The organism is Streptomyces sp. NPDC058653 (assembly GCF_042716895.1).
Lineage (GTDB): Bacteria > Actinomycetota > Actinomycetes > Streptomycetales > Streptomycetaceae > Streptomyces.
The window spans coordinates 1-16,158 of the sequence record NZ_JBHXRM010000026.1; the positions used below are offsets into that span (position 1 = coordinate 1).

At 68.9% G+C, this 16,158-nt stretch carries 14 protein-coding genes; 5 read left to right on the forward strand and 9 right to left on the reverse strand.

The annotated features are described in order from the left end of the window. Positions 1-61 precede the first annotated feature (61 nt). Positions 62-1,354: a phosphoribosyltransferase family protein gene (locus ACFWU9_RS21875; protein WP_384321049.1), complete on the reverse strand. Its 1,293-nt coding sequence runs from the start codon at positions 1,352-1,354 to the stop codon at positions 62-64. A gap of 234 nt (positions 1,355-1,588) precedes the next feature. Between ACFWU9_RS21875 and ACFWU9_RS21880 the strand changes: the two genes are divergently transcribed. Beyond that, a complete protein-coding gene (locus ACFWU9_RS21880) occupies positions 1,589-2,686 on the forward strand; it encodes a CapA family protein (protein WP_384321051.1) in 1,098 nt (365 codons plus the stop codon). 64 nt (positions 2,687-2,750) lie between these two features. Here the strand turns inward: ACFWU9_RS21880 and ACFWU9_RS21885 are convergent, their stop codons facing one another. The 4 genes from ACFWU9_RS21885 to ACFWU9_RS21900 all read right to left on the reverse strand — a co-directional run bounded on the left by ACFWU9_RS21885 (position 2,751) and on the right by ACFWU9_RS21900 (position 8,771). After that, positions 2,751-3,791, reverse strand: coding sequence for a vWA domain-containing protein (locus tag ACFWU9_RS21885; RefSeq protein WP_384320847.1), 1,041 nt, complete (start codon positions 3,789-3,791; stop codon positions 2,751-2,753). A gap of 112 nt (positions 3,792-3,903) precedes the next feature. Then, entirely contained in the window at positions 3,904-5,118 is a 1,215-nt protein-coding gene (locus tag ACFWU9_RS21890; RefSeq protein ID WP_384320849.1) for a metallophosphoesterase, read from the reverse strand. Between the two features lie 364 nt (positions 5,119-5,482). After that, positions 5,483-7,729, reverse strand: a complete 2,247-nt coding sequence (locus tag ACFWU9_RS21895) for an MMPL family transporter (protein WP_384320851.1) — start codon at positions 7,727-7,729, stop codon at positions 5,483-5,485. A 172-nt stretch (positions 7,730-7,901) separates the two neighbouring features. After that, positions 7,902-8,771 carry an SDR family NAD(P)-dependent oxidoreductase gene (locus ACFWU9_RS21900; protein ID WP_384320853.1) on the reverse strand — a complete coding sequence of 290 codons (870 nt, stop codon included), beginning with the start codon at positions 8,769-8,771 and terminating at the stop codon, positions 7,902-7,904. Positions 8,772-8,829: 58 nt separating this feature from the next. Here ACFWU9_RS21900 and ACFWU9_RS21905 point away from each other — a divergent pair, with 58 nt between their 5' ends. Next, positions 8,830-9,282, forward strand: a complete 453-nt coding sequence (locus tag ACFWU9_RS21905) for a MarR family winged helix-turn-helix transcriptional regulator (protein ID WP_384320855.1) — start codon at positions 8,830-8,832, stop codon at positions 9,280-9,282. 195 nt (positions 9,283-9,477) lie between these two features. Here the strand turns inward: ACFWU9_RS21905 and ACFWU9_RS21910 are convergent, their stop codons facing one another. Further along, positions 9,478-11,019 carry an MFS transporter gene (locus ACFWU9_RS21910; RefSeq protein WP_384320857.1) on the reverse strand — a complete coding sequence of 514 codons (1,542 nt, stop codon included), beginning with the start codon at positions 11,017-11,019 and terminating at the stop codon, positions 9,478-9,480. Between the two features lie 258 nt (positions 11,020-11,277). On the opposite strand from ACFWU9_RS21910, the gene ACFWU9_RS21915 reads away from it, so the two are divergent. Next, on the forward strand, positions 11,278-11,793 hold the full coding sequence (locus ACFWU9_RS21915) for a carbonic anhydrase (RefSeq protein WP_384320859.1): 516 nt from the start codon (positions 11,278-11,280) through the stop codon (positions 11,791-11,793). 152 nt (positions 11,794-11,945) lie between these two features. Then, the gene (locus tag ACFWU9_RS21920) at positions 11,946-12,761 is read left to right on the forward strand and encodes an enoyl-CoA hydratase/isomerase family protein (protein ID WP_384320861.1); all 816 of its coding nucleotides are present in this window, start codon (positions 11,946-11,948) and stop codon (positions 12,759-12,761) included. 77 nt (positions 12,762-12,838) lie between these two features. Here the strand turns inward: ACFWU9_RS21920 and ACFWU9_RS21925 are convergent, their stop codons facing one another. Further along, on the reverse strand, positions 12,839-13,780 hold the full coding sequence (locus ACFWU9_RS21925) for an NmrA/HSCARG family protein (protein WP_384320863.1): 942 nt from the start codon (positions 13,778-13,780) through the stop codon (positions 12,839-12,841). Positions 13,781-14,055: 275 nt separating this feature from the next. Here ACFWU9_RS21925 and ACFWU9_RS21930 point away from each other — a divergent pair, with 275 nt between their 5' ends. Then, complete coding sequence (locus tag ACFWU9_RS21930; protein WP_384320864.1) at positions 14,056-14,334, forward strand: GlsB/YeaQ/YmgE family stress response membrane protein; 279 nt, start codon at positions 14,056-14,058, stop codon at positions 14,332-14,334. A 321-nt stretch (positions 14,335-14,655) separates the two neighbouring features. Here the strand turns inward: ACFWU9_RS21930 and ACFWU9_RS21935 are convergent, their stop codons facing one another. Together ACFWU9_RS21935 and ACFWU9_RS21940 are read right to left on the reverse strand one after the other, a co-directional pair. Then, a complete protein-coding gene (locus ACFWU9_RS21935) occupies positions 14,656-15,180 on the reverse strand; it encodes an acyl-CoA thioesterase (RefSeq protein ID WP_384320866.1) in 525 nt (174 codons plus the stop codon). Between the two features lie 34 nt (positions 15,181-15,214). Then, positions 15,215-16,114, reverse strand: a complete 900-nt coding sequence (locus ACFWU9_RS21940; protein ID WP_384320868.1) for a spirocyclase AveC family protein — start codon at positions 16,112-16,114, stop codon at positions 15,215-15,217. Positions 16,115-16,158: the final 44 nt, after the last annotated feature.

Sequence of the window (16,158 nt, forward strand, 5' to 3'; positions counted from 1 at the left end):
CGACAGCCCCAACGGCCGGCCCTGGCCGGCCGTTGGGGCGCGCGCAGATCACGGGCACAGCTCAGCCGACCGGCGGCGTGCCCCCTTGCGTCAGGTGCCGGATGAACCACGCCGCGGCCAGGTCGGCGACTTGGCCGAGCGCTCCGGGCTCCTCGAAGAGGTGCGTCGCCCCCGGGACAATTTCGATGCGGTTCTCGCAGCGCAGCTCTCTCTGGGCGGCGCGGTTGAGGTCGATCACCTGCGTGTCGTGCCCGCCGACGATCAGCAGGGTCGGCGCTCGTACGTCGCCGAGGCCGTGTGGGGCGAGATCGGGCCGCCCGCCTCGTGACACCACGGCGCCGACCGAGGTCTCCTCGTCCGTGGACGCCTGGAGCGCGGCTGCCGCACCTGTGCTCGCCCCGAAGTAGCCGATCGGCAGGGACTCACGCTCCTGGAGCCAGCGGGTGGCGCCCGCCAGCCTCCGGGCCAGGGTGTCGATGGCGAAGACGTTCGCGCGGTCGGTCTCCTCGGCCGGAGTGAGCAAGTCGAAAAGCAGCGTGCCCAGGCCGACATCGCGCAGGGCCGCCGCCACCGACCGGTTGCGCGGGCTGTGCCGACTGCTGCCGGAGCCGTGGGCGAACATCACCACCGCTGTCGCTCCCGCCGGCAGGGAGAGGTCTCCGGCGAGCCGGACGCCGTCCGCGTCCACCTCGACCTCGGAGGTGACCGGTGCGGACCGGGCCGCCGCCGCTTCGGTCAGGTGTGTGACCACTTCCTCGTCCGTGGTCTGCGAGAAGTCCTGGTACCACTCGCCGACCGCGCTGAACAGGTCGGGGCTGGACAGGCACACCACGTCGTCCGCCGCCCCGCGCACCCTTTCGGCCACGTCCCGCGGAGCCACCGGCACGGCCAGCACCACGCGGGTCGCGCCCTGCGCCCGTGCGACCTGGCACGCGGTGGCCGCCGTCGCCCCGGTCGCGACTCCGTCGTCCACCACGATCACCGTCCGGCCGTCGACGGGCACCCGAGGCCGCCCTTCGCGGTAGCGCCGCGCCCGTCGCAGCAGCTCCTGTTCCTCCGTCTGCTCGACCGCCGTCAGATCTGCCTGCCGGACCCCGCTGCGGCGCACGATGTCGTCACTCACGACTCGTACGCCGCCCTCCCCGATCGCCCCGAACCCCAGCTCGGGGTGGCGAGGGACCCCCAGTTTGCGTACCACGATCACATCGAGCGGGGCGCCGAGTGCCCGCGCCACCTCGTGGGCCACCGGCACGCCGCCCCGGGGCAGGCCGAGGACGACGGGCTTCTCCACCCGCAGGCGCTTCACGCCCTCGGCGAGACGTCGTCCGGCGTCCACACGGTCGGTGAACAGCACAGCGTTCACCCCTCTCTGGGGGGAGACAACATCGACGTCCCTACCTTCGGAGTAGCTCTGATCGAGGCGTTTCGCAACCTGGGTGGATGCGCCGCTGCCTCCGACCGAGCCGGGGCGGCCCTCGGCGCGACAACGGAGTTGGAAACGTCGGTCGCTTCTCGGACATCTCAAAGACGCGACGCACACGACAACACACGACACACAACACACACGGCAGAACGGAGGACCGGCTTGATCACATTGTTCGTCTGCGGCGATGTCATGCTCGGCCGCGGTGTGGACCAGATCCTGCCGCACCCCGGCGACCCGGAACTCCGCGAGGAATACGTACGGGACGCCCGGCAGTACGTGCGTCTGGCGGAGGAGGCGAACGACCCCATTCCCCGGCCGGTCGACTTCTCCTGGCCCTGGGGGGACTCGCTCGACGTCCTTGAGGCAGCCGCGCCCGACGCCCGCGTGATCAATCTGGAGACCAGCGTCACGCGCGGCGACTCGTTCGCCCCCGGCAAGGACATCCACTACCGGATGCACCCCGCCAACCTCCCCTGTTTGCGGGCCGCCCGCCCGGACGTCTGCGTACTGGCCAACAACCACGTCCTGGACTTCGGCCGCCGTGGTCTCCTGGAGACACTCGACTCCTTGGCCGGCGCGGGCCTGCGTACGGCCGGTGCCGGCCCGGACGCCGCCGGGGCGAGCCGCCCGGCCATCGTCCCCCTCGACGGTGGGCGGCGGCTCCTGGTCTTCTCCTTCGGCATGCCTTCCAGCGGAGTGCCGCGGTCCTGGGCCGCGACCGGGTCGCGCCCCGGTGTCGGCTTCGTGGCCGGTCCCTCGGACCCCGCCGCGACCGAAGTGGCCGACCGCGTACGGCGGATGAAGCGTCCCGGCGACATCGCGGTGATCTCGGTCCACTGGGGCTCCAACTGGGGCTATCGCACACCCCGGGACCAAGTCGCCTCCGCCCACGCCCTGATCGACGCCGGAGCGGACGTCGTACACGGCCACTCCTCGCACCACCCCCGCCCCCTGGAGGTCTACCGCGGCAAACTCGTCCTCCACGGCTGTGGCGACCTCATCAACGACTACGAGGGAATCACCGGCTACGAGCAGTACCGCGGCGACCTGCGGCTCCTCTACCTCCTCTCGATCGAGCCCGGCACGGGCAACCTCACTCAGCTGCGGATCGCCCCGCTGCGGGCCCGGCGCATGCGCCTGCGCCACGCCTCGCCCGACGACCTCCGGTGGCTGCGATCCCTCCTCGACCGGCTCTCCGAGGGCTTCCGCCCGTGTGCCGGGCCGGACCCGGAAGGCACCTTCACGCTCCGTGCGGCCTGACGGACCGGCGACCGCCGGAAAGCCCCGCCGGCTCGGCCCGCGGGGCTTTCCCGGAGAACGGGCGTCAGATCATGAGCAGCAGTCGGGTGTGGGGGACCAGCTTGCGGTTCACGCTGGTGCTCTGGACGAAGATGGTGAAGTCGTCGTTGTGGTCGGGCTTGACGCGGACCTCGGTGTCGGGCAGGCCCAGCAGAGTCCGGGCTTCCGGTCCCGTGTAGACACGGTCGGTCTTCTTCTCCAGCACCGCGATCTGCTTCTGTGCCTGGACCTTCTCCACCTTGCTGAGCTGGTAGAACGCGCAGCCGGTGCGGTAGGTGTGTCCGCATTCGCTGACCCACTCGCGGATTCCCGCTTCGCGGGCGACCGGAATCAGCTGGTAATCGGACGGTTCGACCGGGGTGAGGCCGGCCGCCTCTATCGTGTCCTTGTTGACGGCGTCGGCACCCGTGGAGAACACGGCCCGGGACCCGCGGATGCCCTTCGCGCGGCCCACCATGAAGTTCTCGGTCGCCTGCTGAATGACCTGCCCGGCCTCCTCCAGACCCTGCGTGCTCGTGGCGTCCCAGATGGCGATGTTGTCCTTGGGGAAGCCGCACTGCATGGCCTCGCGCTTGCCCATCTGGTCCGGTACGAGGACGGCCAGCGTCCAGTTGTCCGACTGCGTCCGCGTCAGGTTGGCCACCGCCTTGACCAGTTGGCGCGGATCCGTGGCCGGAGCGTCGGGGCCGCGGTGGCTCGCGTTCTCCTGACCGTCGGTCAGCACGAACGTCAAGAAGCTGTGGTCCCCGTAGAGTTGAGCGGTCTGCGCCAGCTCGTTCTGCGACTTCAGCGTGGCCGCGAGCAGAGCCGTCATACCGCCCACCCGGTAGAGCTGCTTGAGGGACGGCATCCGCAGCACGTCCTTGTCGTAGACGACGCACTCCACCTTGTTCGCGAAGACGTACACCGTGACGCGGGTCTCCTGGTCCAGCTCCTTCGACCGGCGGGCCAGATAGGCGATCTGCTGGTCGGCGACCTCGATGACCTTGTCGCTCAGGTGTGACATGGACGAACTGGCGTCCAGCACCAGGGCGACGTGGTTGATGTAGTTCTGCGTTGCGGACATGGAAAGCTCCCCCTTTTTCCCGGCTCGATGTACTGATCGTCTCACCTGCCACTGACAATCGATCTTGGTCAGGGACGACCGACCGTCGCCCCCTCCCTGCCGTGACGTGTGCTCACCGGGCGTCGCGCAGTTCGATCACCGTGATGTCCGGAGGGGCTCCGACTCGGATCGGCGGGAGGGAGGCCCCGACCCCGCGCGAGACGTAGAGCTGGGTGGTGTCGAAGGTGGCCGGCCCGGCGGTGACCGGCTGTGTCAGGGGGACGAGCAGGTTTCCGGGGAAGAAACCCCCGCCGTGGGTGTGTCCGGAGAGCTGGAGATCCACGCCGTGTCGGGCCGCTTCGTGTACCTGGACGGGCTGGTGGGCGAGGAGAACGACGGGATGGGAGGGGTCGCGGTCGGCGAGGGCCTGGTCGTAGTCGGGGGTGTCGTGGTGGCGTCCGCCTTCGACGTCGGTCACGCCCGCCAGGTCGATGGCTCCGCCCCGGTGCGTGATCAGGGTGCGGGTGTTGCGCAGGGTGGTGATGCCGAAGTCGGTGAGGGTGTCGATCCAGGCGTTGACGTCGTAGCGGTAGTCGTGGTTGCCGGTGACGAAGTACGTGCCGTGGGTGGAGGCGAGTCGCGCCAGCGGTTCCGCGTGTCCTGCGAGGTCCTCGGCGCTGCCGTCGGAGAGGTCGCCCACGATCGCGACGATGTCCGGCGCGGTGCTGTTGATCAGACGTACGTTGCGGGCGGTGTGGTCGCGGCCGAAGAACGGGCCGAGGTGCAGGTCGCTGACCATGGTGATGCGCATGCCGTCGAGAGACGGGTGGAGTCGGCGCAGCCGTATGCGCACTCTCTTGATGTCGGGTGGTCCAAGGCCCCGGTGGAAGCCGTAGCCGGCGATGGCGGGAGCGGTCGCCGTGGCCAGCAGGGCGACCGAGCGGGCGAGTACGAGGCGGCGGCCGGCCATCGTCGACGGGTCGGAGCGTGGGGCGGGACCGGCAGGGTCCGAGGTGTGACCGGGGGCGCGCCGTCGCAGCGAGCGTGCTGTGAGATAGGTCGGAATCTCGAGGACGGCGAGGACGAGCAGGAGGTAGGCGGCGCACGCGACCCACGCGAACACGGGCCGGACGAGCCACGCGACGCGTGTGGGGTCGGCGTACTGGGCCGCGAGTACACCGGCGGGGACCAGGGCGGTCAGCGCCACCGCCGCGATCTGTCCGCTACGGCGCAGCCTGGGGGAGGCGGTGACGTTCTTGACGAGCCGCAGGTAGAGGTACCGGTGGGCGACGGCCGCGACGGCGATGCTGGTAGCGGCGACCCCGACCTCTTGCGCGAGGGTGCTCATGCCGCTGCCGCTGTGGAGTGGGCCACGGTGTGGGCGCGGCGAGGGTGGTTGGGCATGGGGGCGGTGGCTCCTGGTGAGGTGTTGGGTGGTGAAGGGAGTGCGGGCATGCGGTTGGCGTCCGGCCCTGTGCGGGATCGGTTGGGGCGGGCCAGGCCGACGTCGTACGCGAAGATGCGAGGTGTCGGCGGAGCGTTCGGGTGGCGTGCTGAAGTTGGCCACCGACCCGGAACGCCTCAAGCCACAGGACGAGTTGAGCCGCCGCGACGACGCGGTCGGCGTACGCGGCGGGTCCGGGTCGGTCCGGAGAGAGAGGGCCGCCCGTCGGCTCCGGGGCGTGAGGCCGACGGACGGGGCTTCCGGACGTTCAGCCGACGGGCGCAGTCGGGTGGTCTGTGTGGGCGGGCACGCCCGGGGCCTGGCCGGTGAGTCCCGCGGCCCGGTCTCGGTCGTCGAGGAGGTGGCGCAGCTTCGCGCCCTCCACATCCACGTTGGGGAGGACCCGGTCCAGCCAGGCGGGAAGCGACCAGGCCCGGTCGCCGAGCAGGGTCATGACCGCAGGGACGATGGTCATACGGACCACGAACGCGTCGAAGAGGACCGCGACGGCGAGCCCCATGCCGATCGACTTCACCAGGGCGACGTCATCGAGGAGGAATCCGGCGAACACCGAGATCATGATGACGGCCGCGGCGGTGACCACCCGAGCCCCGTTCCGGAATCCGGTGACGATCGCTTCGGTGGGCGAGGCGCCGTGGACGTACGCCTCGCGCATGCCGGAGACGAGGAAGACCTCGTAGTCCATGGCCAGGCCGAAGACGACGCCGATCAGCAGAATCGGCAGCAGACTGACGATCGGCGCGGTCTGCTCGACGCCGAACGCCTCCTTGAGCCAGCCCCACTGGAAGACGGCGACCAGCACACCGAGGGTGGCGACCACGCTGAGAAGGAAGCCGAGGGCGGCCTTGAGCGGTACCAGCAGCGAGCGGAACACCAGCAGCAGCAGAATCAGCGCGAGCCCGACGACGATGGCCAGGTAGGGCACCATCGCCTCGCCCAGCTTGGCCGAGACGTCGATGTTGAGGGCGGTCGGGCCGGTCACCATCACCTGCGCGCCGCTCTCCTCCTCCGCGGCCGTGCCGCGTTCACGGATGTCGGAGACCAGATCCACGGTGGCCTCACTTGTGGGGGAACTGCCCGGAACGGCGGTGATCAGAGCGACGTCACCGGCCTGGTTGAAGAGGGGCGGTCGCACGGTGGCGACATCGTCGAGCCCCTCCAGCAGCGCGGTGGTGTCCTTCGCCGCCGCGTCGGGATCGTCGCTGCCGCGCGCGTCGACGACGACGGTCAGCGGGCCGTTGAAGCCCGGCCCGAAGCCCTTGCTGAGGGTGTCGTAGGCCATGCGCTGGGTGCTGCCGGGAGCGGCCATGCTGTCGTCCGGCAGGGTCAGCCGCAGCGACATGGCCGGGAGGGCCAGCACGCCGAGGCCGACGACGGAGGCCAGGAGCATCTTCCAGGGGTGGCGGGTGACGAAGCGGCCCCAGCGGACTCCCGTCGTGGTGCGGCGACCGCGCTCGGCGGCGCGCATCCTGGGTGTGGTCAGGCGCCCGTTGGCCACGCGCGTACCGGTGAAGCCCAGCAGCGCGGGCAGCAGGGTGAGGGCGACGAGGACCGCGACGGTGATGGCGAAGGCCGCGGCCAGCCCCATGGTGGTCAGCATCGCGATACCGATGACGGACAGACCCACCAGCGCGATGATCACCGTCAGGCTGGCGAACACCACTGCGGATCCGGCTGTCCCCAGGGCCCGGCCGACGGCCTCTTCCGGCCGGTGGCCACGCAGCAGCTCGCCGCGGTAGCGGGAGACGATGAACAGGGCGTAGTCGATGGCCACCGCCAGGCCCAGCATGAGGGAGAGCGTCTGCGCGTTGGAAGCCATGTCGACGAACGACGAGGCGACGGTGATCCCGCACAGCGCGATTCCGACACCGACGATCGCGGACAGCAGTGGCAGCCCGGCCGCGACCAGCGACCCGAAGGTGATCACCAGTACGAACGCGGCGACGAGCAGGCCGAGCAGCTCCGCGGCGTTGCTCCCACCCTCGTCCAGAACCGCGTTGCCGCCGAGGCTGACGGCCAGACCCGCTCCCGCCCCCTTCCGCACCACCTCGCGCAGAGCGTCAGAGGCGGCGGTGGTTATCTTCGCCTGCGGCACCGCATAGGTGACCTGGGCGTAGGCGATGGCGCCCGACGCGGAGACCAGCCCGCCGGAGAACGGATCGGCGACGTCGGCCACCTGAGGCGCCGCGCGCAGGTCATCCACCAGCGCCTCCACCTCCGCCTTGTGGGCGGCAGAGGTCAGCTTCTTCCCGTCCGGCGCCTCGATGACCACGCGGGCGGTGGCACCCGCGGCGGATGCCTGCGGAAACTCCGCCTCCAGCAGGTCGATGGCCTGCTGTGACTGGGTGCCGTGAAGGGTGAAGTCGTCGGTCGTACTGCCGGAGACGCTGCTGATGCCGATGCCCGCTGCAATCAGCACCGCGACCCACGCCAGCAACACGCGTCGGCGCTGCCGGAAGGCGAGCCGGCCGAGCCGGTAGAGGAAAGTGGCCACGAAGAGTAACTCCCACCAGGAGAAAGAGGATGTGTGAAAGCGGGCCCGAAAGGTGCCCGATGAAAACGAAGGAGGCCGGTGTGTCCGGCGTGAGCTGCTCAAGGCTGGATCCGCGCCGGGGCCGGCACCCCGGTACCGGCCGGCCTCCTCCTTGAGACGGAGCCCTCAGGTCTCAGCCGAACGCGCGGTCGGCCAGCAGTGCCGTGGTCTGGTCCCACAGCTCCTTCTGTACGCGGGGATCGCGCCCGGGTTCGGGGCACTCCAGCGCCTTGGCGTCGCGCACGGAGAAGTAGCCACCGCTGGTGTGCGCGAACGCGGGGTCGGTGGCGAGCCGGACGATGATGCCCGCGCCCCTGCGCGGGTCGCCGACGCGCAGTGTGTTGAGCGCCCGCAGCAGCACTCTGGATCCGGGCAGCTCACGCCCCAGGCCGGTGGCGTTGAAGCCGGGATCGCAGCAGTTGACCGTGGTCTCCGCGGGATCCAGGTGGCGGGCCAGCTCCTGCGTCCACATGATCGTCATCAGCTTGGTCCGCCCGTAGAGTTCCATCGACGCCCGGCGGGTGTACGGGGCGACATGGCGCAGGTCCTCCGCGGGTGCGATCGACTTGGCCTGCCGGGCCGCCTCGGAGGCGACGTTGACGATCCGTGACGGCGCCGAGTCCCGGAGCCGTTCGGTGAGCGCGTGGGTCAGCACGAAGGGCCCCAGATAGTTGACCGCGGTCATGTCCGCGAGGCCCTCGCCGGTGGTGCGCTGCGAGAAGGCGTGCAGCCCTGCGTTGTTGACCAGCACGTCCACACGCGGGTAGAACGCGGCGATCTCCTGTCCGACCCGTCGAGCGTGGGAGATCAGGCTCAGATCCGCGTGGAAGACGTCCACCGGTACGTCACCGGCCACCGCCTCGATCTCCTTCCTCATGGCGTCGGCCTTGGTACCGGAGCGGGCCACCATGCCGACGCGGTAGCCGCGGCCGGCCAGATCGATGGCAGCGATACGGCCCAGGCCGGAGGTGGCTCCAGTGATCACGGCAACGGGACGGGTCATCACTTCGCTCCAGTCGTGAGGTACCTCATGATTGCTGTGTGGGACGATACCCGACACGATGAGCGAGTACGAACTGAGCGCCGCCGGGACCGGCCCGGAGCAGGTGGGACTGAACTTCCTGACCGTCGCCTACGGCCTGCGCGGAGCGGTGGACCGGCACATGCAGGCGACCGTCGGACTTTCCCTGTCCCGCACCAAGGTCCTCCAGGTCCTGGCCGCGCACGGCACCCTGCACCAGGCCCAGCTCGCCAACGCTCTCGGTCAGGCCCCCCGGTCCGTCACCCAGATCGTGGAAGGACTCGAAAGCCTCGGCCTGGTCTCCCGCACGGACGACACCGAAGACCGCCGCCGCAAGACCGTGTCCCTGACGGCCGTGGGCAGCACCACGCTGGCGGCGGCGGAAGAGGCGGGCGCCGAGGTCCTGCGGAGACTCTTCGGCTCGCTGGACCCGGAGCAGCTGAGCAGCCTGCGGTCATCACTGACCAGCCTCGATACGGCTCTCAGGGACTGAAGAGACCCGGCAACCTCTCCGAGGACGGCACGTGCGTCGGCCCCCTCGGGGCGTAAGACGCTCTGCTCGGCCGGGCGCCTCCCCGGATGCGATGGCCGCCCCGGTCCATGGCGCCCTTTCCCCGACGGCAAGGCCCCGGACGTCGCGAAGGCGTCCGGGGCCATTGACTGCGGGGAGACGCAGGCCGTGTGAGTGCTACGAACTCGGGAGAGGCTTGCGGATTGCGTTCCCCAGCCGGGGCGAGTGGTATCCGGTCGAGGAGCCGGACATCCAGCCTTCCAGGTCCGGTGCCTCCGGCCGGGCGCCTCCGAGTAGGAACAGTCCCGGCAGGGCGAGCGCGCTCGCCCCCGTGAAGGCCAGCATGATCGAGACTGCGAGGCGGAACCCGTCCGTGAAACTGTCCTGGATGGCGGCGAGGTGCACGAGGGCCGGTCCGATCAGGAAGGCGGCTTCGGAACGGAGCAGCTCCACGAGGGCGAACGTCGCACCGATCTGCATCGCGGAGATCGAGAAGCCGGCGAGGAACAGGCCGGGGACCACACCGGCGCCGGCGCCGTATCCCAGGAGGGCGGCGGTGATGGGGACGACAACAGATGCGTTCGACGGGGTCAGGGCCAGCAGAACGGCCGCCGCGCAGACGATGCTGAGGATGCCGGAGAGTGCCATGTAGGGCGTCCAGCGGGTGGCCATCACCTTGTGGAAGATGAGTGCGGAGGCGACGACACCGGCGATCTGGGGAATGAGGAGGACCCCTACGTGGACGGGGGTGTAGCGGGCCTCCTGGAGCAGGTAGATCTGCGTCAGCTCAAGCAGGGTGACGAAGGAAGCCCCGACGACCATCGCGTTGAGCGTTCCCGTGACGGGCAGCGTGTTGGTGATCGGTCGCACGGGCATCAGCGGTCTGGCCTGGGCGTACTGGGTCGCCAGGAGCAGTGCGCCGGCTGCGACGCCGGCAGCCACGGGCGCGATGAACTCCCAGTCACTGAAGCCGCCCCGCGACAGCCAGGAGACGCCGAAGAACGGGAGCGCGGTGGCCGCCAGCGCGAGAGGGGTGGCTGACAGGCTGAGAGGAGAGCCCTTTGCGGGTGGTTCGTTGGGCTCGAAGGTCATGGCGCCGATGGTCAGGCCGATCGCGGCCAGCACGGCAACGGACGTGTAGAGCAGCCGCCAGCCGCCGTAGCTGCCGACCAGTCCTCCGATGAGGGGGCCCGCGGTCACCATGCCGAACAGTCCGATGCTGATGACCGGGGCGGTGGTGGCGAGCTTCTCGACACCGTGGCCGAGGACGAGCGGCGGCAGTGCAAGGACGAGCAGCATCCCCGTGAACAGGCCCTGGAGGATCACTCCGGCCATGAACAGGCCGATCTCTTGCGCGCTCAGAGCCAGTACCGACCCGATCACGAAGCCGGCCTCGCAGAAGATGTACAGCCTTCGGGCCTGGAGCCGTTTGAAGAGTTCCGCGGCCAGCACGGCACCGAACGCGTAGCCCGCGTTCGAGAGCCCGCTGGTGAGCTGTAGCTGGAAAGGGCTCGCGCTCAGTCTCTCCATCAGGATCGGCTCGAAGAGCGAGAGCGCGGTGGTAAGGACGAGGAAGGGGCTCAGAGCGAGTAGGGACAGCGCGACGGCCGCGGGATAACTTCCGGCCAGGGGGAGGCGGGGCGCGTTGCGGGGGACTCGGAAGAGGGAAGAGATGTTCGCCTCCAGGGCGGTCGGGAGCCGCGTATGCGCGCTCGGCACCGAGTTCGATGACGTCCTCGTAGGCGACGCCAGAACGCTCGGGCCGTCGCCTCAGCGTACGAGCTGTTTTGGTATGAAATGAGGCGACACGCCCGAGTCGCCCGGAAGTGCTCGCGGCAGCGGGCGGTGGGTGTGGCTGGTGGACGGCCGGTGGCGGTGGATGGCCTGCCGCGCGTTGGTCGTCGAACGAGGACAGGCGTTACGCGAACATGGGCAGGGGGGATGTGGATGAATTCAAGGCGCGAAGGAGAAGGCCCCATGGGAGCAGTCGAAACCCTGGTGAGCGGGAATGAGGAATTCGCGCGGTCCACGTTCGACGGAACTCTGCGCATGAAACCGAAACTCGCCACCGTCGTCATTGGCTGCGTCGACGCGCGTGTCGATCCCGCGGTGGTGCTCGGGGCGGCTCAGGGAGAGATCATGGCGATCCGCAATGTCGGCGGGCGGGTCACTCCCCGGACCCTGGAGGAATTGATCATGCTCCGTGCCATCGCGGGGACCGTCAACGACGACTTCGATTCCTCCTGGGAACTGATCGTCATGCAACACACCCAGTGTGGTCTCACCAGAATCCACGACCGCACGGAACTGCTCGCCCCGTACTTCGACGTCGCCGAGAGCGACCTCGGGGCGGTGCCCGTCACCGACCCGTACGCGGCGGTCGCACGGGACGTCTCCCTGCTCCGCGCCGACGGGCGTCTGGGAAGTGCGCGTGTCTCGGGGCTCGTCTACGACGTGGCGACGGGAAGAGTAGAGTCGGTCGGCTCCGGCTGATTCGGCTGACATGGATCGAGGTGCCCACCACCTTGTACGGGCTTCGATCTGCCCCTCCCGATTGCCGGGCTGTGGTAGCCCGGCCGGATAAATCCAGTCAGACACGGAGACTGTGCAGCTCTATTCGCGAGGCGCGCAAGTAGTTTGCGACCATGAGCCACTTCACCATCACCAAGCCCTCTCCTTCGTTCTGGCGGGCGTCTTTCAGTAATCCGCCGGTAAACGTCTTCAGTGTGCAAACCATCCTCGACCTGAGGGAGCTTGTCGACGCGGCCGAGCGCGACTCCGACCTCACGGTCTTGTTGTTCGAGAGCGCGAATCCCGAATATTTCTGCGCGCATTGGGATCTCGCGGACGACCTCTCCGGGCTGGCCGGCGATCCGCCCACTCCGACGGGCCAACAGGCTTTCGTCGACGTCCTCATTCGGCTCAGCAAGCTGCCTGTCATCACGGTCAGTTCCATCCGAGGGCGAGCGCGAGGCGCCGGCAGCGAATTCGTCCTTGCGACGGACATCCGCTTCGCGAGCCGCGAACGTGCCACGATCGGACAGTTCGAGATGACCACGGGCGTCGCCCCTGGTGGCGGAGGGGTCTCGCGGCTGCCCCGTCTGGTCGGTCGTGCACGAGCCCTTGAGATCTTGGCTGGTGCGGACGACTTCGACGCCGACCTTGCCGCACTCTACGGCTACGTCAACCGGTCCATTCCTGACGCGGAGTTGGACCGGTTCGTCACCGCTTTCGCCCAACGCGTCGCCGGCACTGACCGCGGTGCGATCGCCGAACTCAAGTCCTGGGTCAACGCGACCACTCTCCCGGAGGACGAGGAGTTCGGGCCCCAGTCCGACGCTTTCTTCTCCCGGGTGGCAGGCCCAAGGGTCAGTGGATGGATCAGTCGGGCGTTCGAGCAGGGGCTCCAGCAGCCCGGAGACCTTGAGGAGAATCTCGGGGCACGCGGATTCGACGTCTAAGGGCTCTTTTGTAACGGACGTGGAGTCGTGGTCGGCACCACCACCGCTGTCACCCCGTTGAACGCGCGCGGCGGCACCTAAAGGCCGGCGAAGGAGTTCTTGTGGAGTTCGAGCCACTGGTCGAATGACTGCAATCGCGGGTTGAGGCTGCGTACCTCGTCCAGTTCCCGCGCGCCGACGAATTCGGCCTCGGCATCACGGTAGTACTGGAACATGTTGGCGAATTCGTCGCTGGTGGGCTGCCCCAGCGAACGGAACTGCTCAATCGTCATCGGCCGGTAGCGCACGGGCTCACCCAGCGCCCTGGTGAAGGCCTCCGCGTGCTGATGCCCTGTCAAGTGACCGCCGGCGATGCTGATCGTCCGGCCGATCAATTCCGCGCCTCGCCGGAAGATGCCGTAGGCCGTGCGTCCGATGTCCTCCGCCGCGATACCTGCCAGACGTGACTCTCCGATGGGGAGCGTAAGGACCAGGTCGCCGTCCTCACCACGCTGCGGACCGAGGCCCTGCGTGAAGGCTTCCCAAAAGAAGGTGGTGCGCAGGAACGTCGTGGGCACGTTCAGTTCCCGGAAGTAGGAGTTGGCCTCGTCCTTGCCGTCGAAGTGCGGGACCGTGAAAGTGCCCTGAAGCTCGGGCACGCCGGAGCCTGCGAGGGCGGGGCGGGTGTCTTCCAGGGTTGACCAGATGACGTGAGGCACTTCGGCGTCCTTCGCCGCCTGCGCCGCTGCTCGGGCCTGGCCTTTTTCCACGTCGGCCGACATGGACGCGAAGAAGTTGGTGACCAGGTAGGCGCCATGGGCGCCCGCGAAAGCCTGCCGTAGTCCGGCCGGGTCGCTCAGGTCCGCTTCCGCGACCGTGGCTCCCGCGTTGGCAAGCTGCTGTGCTCTGTCGGAATCCGCGTCTCGGGTGATCGCGCGTACGGCGAAGGGCGCCGCCGGGTCGTCGAGGATTGCCCGGACAAGACCGCCTCCCTGTCGGCCGGTGGCCCCGAGAACGGCGATGGTTTGTTTGTCGCTCATGTCTTACTTTCTCCGATCTTCGCCCGTTTTTATCTTTTTTGTAGTTTCGCATCATCGACGTCAAAACGGCTGACGACGGTCCCCGGCTTCCCGGCACGGCACACGCGGGGTCGGTCGGCTACCCCAACCGACTCTGCGCGCCGTCCGCGTCCGTCCGTATCGGTTTCCGGACGATCAGGCTCTCTCAGTCCGGGGGAGCCGAAACATGTTTGTTCCGGCGCGAATGGCGCACACGGTGTGGTGACAGTCTTTGTGTGACGAGATGGAGTAGCACCATGGGCATCATCGCGTGGATCTTTATCGGCCTGCTCGCCGGCGCCGTCGCCAAGCTCCTGATGCCGGGCAAGGACCCGGGGGGCCTCATCGTCACCATGCTCATCGGCATCGCCGGTGGTCTTCTCGGTGGCTGGCTCGGCAAGGTCATCTTCGGTGTCGACTCCATCGACGGCTTCTTCGACCTCTCCACCTGGATCGCCGCGATCGTCGGTTCCATGCTCCTGCTCCTGCTCTACCGCCTGGTCATCGGCAACCGACGCTCCCACCGGCACGCCTGATCCACGGGCGACACACCACACCGGCTCCCTCCCCTGTCAACAGGGGAGGGAGCCGGTGTGTCTGCCTCCCACGAGAAGCGAACGGCCCGCACGAGGGGCTGCGCACCGGTGCGGGTGGGGTGTTACGGCGCGGTGGCTGAGGGAGGGCTGAGCTGGCCGAGTGCGCCCTGCAGATCCCAGTTGATCCAGGTCTCCGCGATCTTTCCGTCGTGGAATCGCAGCGTGATCTGACCGGTCGACTGGACCTTCTGCCGCTCGGCGGGATTCCCTGGTACTCACCGGTGTGGCGGCCTCGGACAGCCGACCAGGGCCGTCGTGGACTCAGTCCTCGGGCGAGGGCTCGGCCTCGAACTGCGCTCGGCTGATGTCGGCTCCGAGGTCCGCGGCTGCCTGGACGAGTTCACGGGGCCAGGCGCAAGGCTCGTATCGGCCCCCGGGGCTGCGGCGAGCGCTGGCCCACAACTGTTCGCCACGGGCTACGAGTTCCTCGTCCCCGTCCGGACTCGTACGGTGGTACGTGAACTCGCCCTTCATCAGGTGCATACGGACCCAGGGCACGGTGACGCGGATCGTGACGCGGTCGCCGAACCACAGCTCCTTGATGTACTCGCAGAAGCACGAGCGGGTCAGCATGGCGTAGTCGCCGGTGATGTCGCTGCTGAAGCCGGGGGCGCCGAGCATGCCGGCTTGCTCGCGGCAGCGGCCCTGCCAGTCGATGAGGCGGGCGTAGTAGACGGGCCCGACAGCGCTGGTGTCGCCGGCGGTTACGTTGTGCTCGATCGCGAACCACTGGGTATCGCGCGCGGTGTCAGGACTGCTGAGTTGCGGACTGGGTGAGAGCGTCACGGATGTTCCTCGATCGGTCGGGGGAAGCGTGTGGTCAGTGGCCGCGTAGGAAAGAGGGTGTGTCCAGCGGCGCTGTCGGGTGGGTGAGGAAGAGGCTGACGCTGGTCAGCCAGAGCAGCAGGCTCAGATGCGCGTATCCGATGCCGCTCAGCAGACGCACCGCCACCCGGAGACCCGGCCGACGGAACGTGTCCCCCTGGAACAGCCCGCCCCCGCGGTGCGAAGTGTCGGCGATCCCGGTCAGCAGAACGGTGGGAATGACGAACAGCGCGGCGGAGAGAACCATTTCGGCGATCGGGAACTGGTACCAGTGGCCACCGAACAGCGAGAGCTCCGGGGCCGCTCCGGCATAGGAGTAGGCGCCGGTCCGGATCAGGAGGCTTTCGGCGACGGCGTCCATGACGGCCACCGGGGCCAGCAGCGCGAGGGCGAGTCGCGCCCGTCCCCAGCGCGGTCGCCGCCGTCGGAGCCACCTCACCATTCCCGCACCGGCCCAGATCCAGAGGATGAGCAGGGGGAAGAAGAGCCCGGTCGCGTAGAGCAGTGGCTGTGGCAGGGTGTCGGGGCCGTGCCAGCCCGGCAGATAGGGTCCCCAGCCGGCGACGTGGACGGTGGCGTGGTTGTTGGCGAACCCGCCTCGGTCCCAGTTGAGGACCGGATCGAGCCAGTGGGCCGTCCCGTAACCGAGGAACAGGGCGGCGTGGACGGTCACTTCACCCCGCCGCAGTGCGTCCCGCACGATCCACACCGCGCATCCGCCCACGCCTGCGACGATCGCGCACTGCCCGGCGACGAAGACCCAGCGCCGCACGGTGGACACGTCCTCGGCGGCGTTCCACGACAGGGTCAGCAGTCCGCCGTCGAACAGCCAGCGGCCGAGCACCCATGCCTGGGCGACGAGGCAGATGACGCCCAGTGCGGCCCATGCGGTCACCGGCGCCGGGCGTCCGATACGGCGGCGCGGGGCGCGGGCGCGCG

What these genes read in the sequence shown, in the direction of transcription:
- ACFWU9_RS21905 (WP_384320855.1), top strand. Translation starts at nt 8,830, where the DNA reads ATGAGCGAGTACGAACTGAGCGCCGCCGGGACCGGCCCGGAGCAGGTG.
- ACFWU9_RS21890 (WP_384320849.1), bottom strand. Translation starts at nt 5,118, where the DNA reads ATGAGCACCCTCGCGCAAGAGGTCGGGGTCGCCGCTACCAGCATCGCC.
- ACFWU9_RS21915 (WP_384320859.1), top strand. Translation starts at nt 11,278, where the DNA reads ATGGGAGCAGTCGAAACCCTGGTGAGCGGGAATGAGGAATTCGCGCGG.
- ACFWU9_RS21925 (WP_384320863.1), bottom strand. Translation starts at nt 13,780, where the DNA reads ATGAGCGACAAACAAACCATCGCCGTTCTCGGGGCCACCGGCCGACAG.
- ACFWU9_RS21930 (WP_384320864.1), top strand. Translation starts at nt 14,056, where the DNA reads ATGGGCATCATCGCGTGGATCTTTATCGGCCTGCTCGCCGGCGCCGTC.
- ACFWU9_RS21900 (WP_384320853.1), bottom strand. Translation starts at nt 8,771, where the DNA reads ATGACCCGTCCCGTTGCCGTGATCACTGGAGCCACCTCCGGCCTGGGC.
- ACFWU9_RS21885 (WP_384320847.1), bottom strand. Translation starts at nt 3,791, where the DNA reads ATGTCCGCAACGCAGAACTACATCAACCACGTCGCCCTGGTGCTGGAC.
- ACFWU9_RS21920 (WP_384320861.1), top strand. Translation starts at nt 11,946, where the DNA reads ATGAGCCACTTCACCATCACCAAGCCCTCTCCTTCGTTCTGGCGGGCG.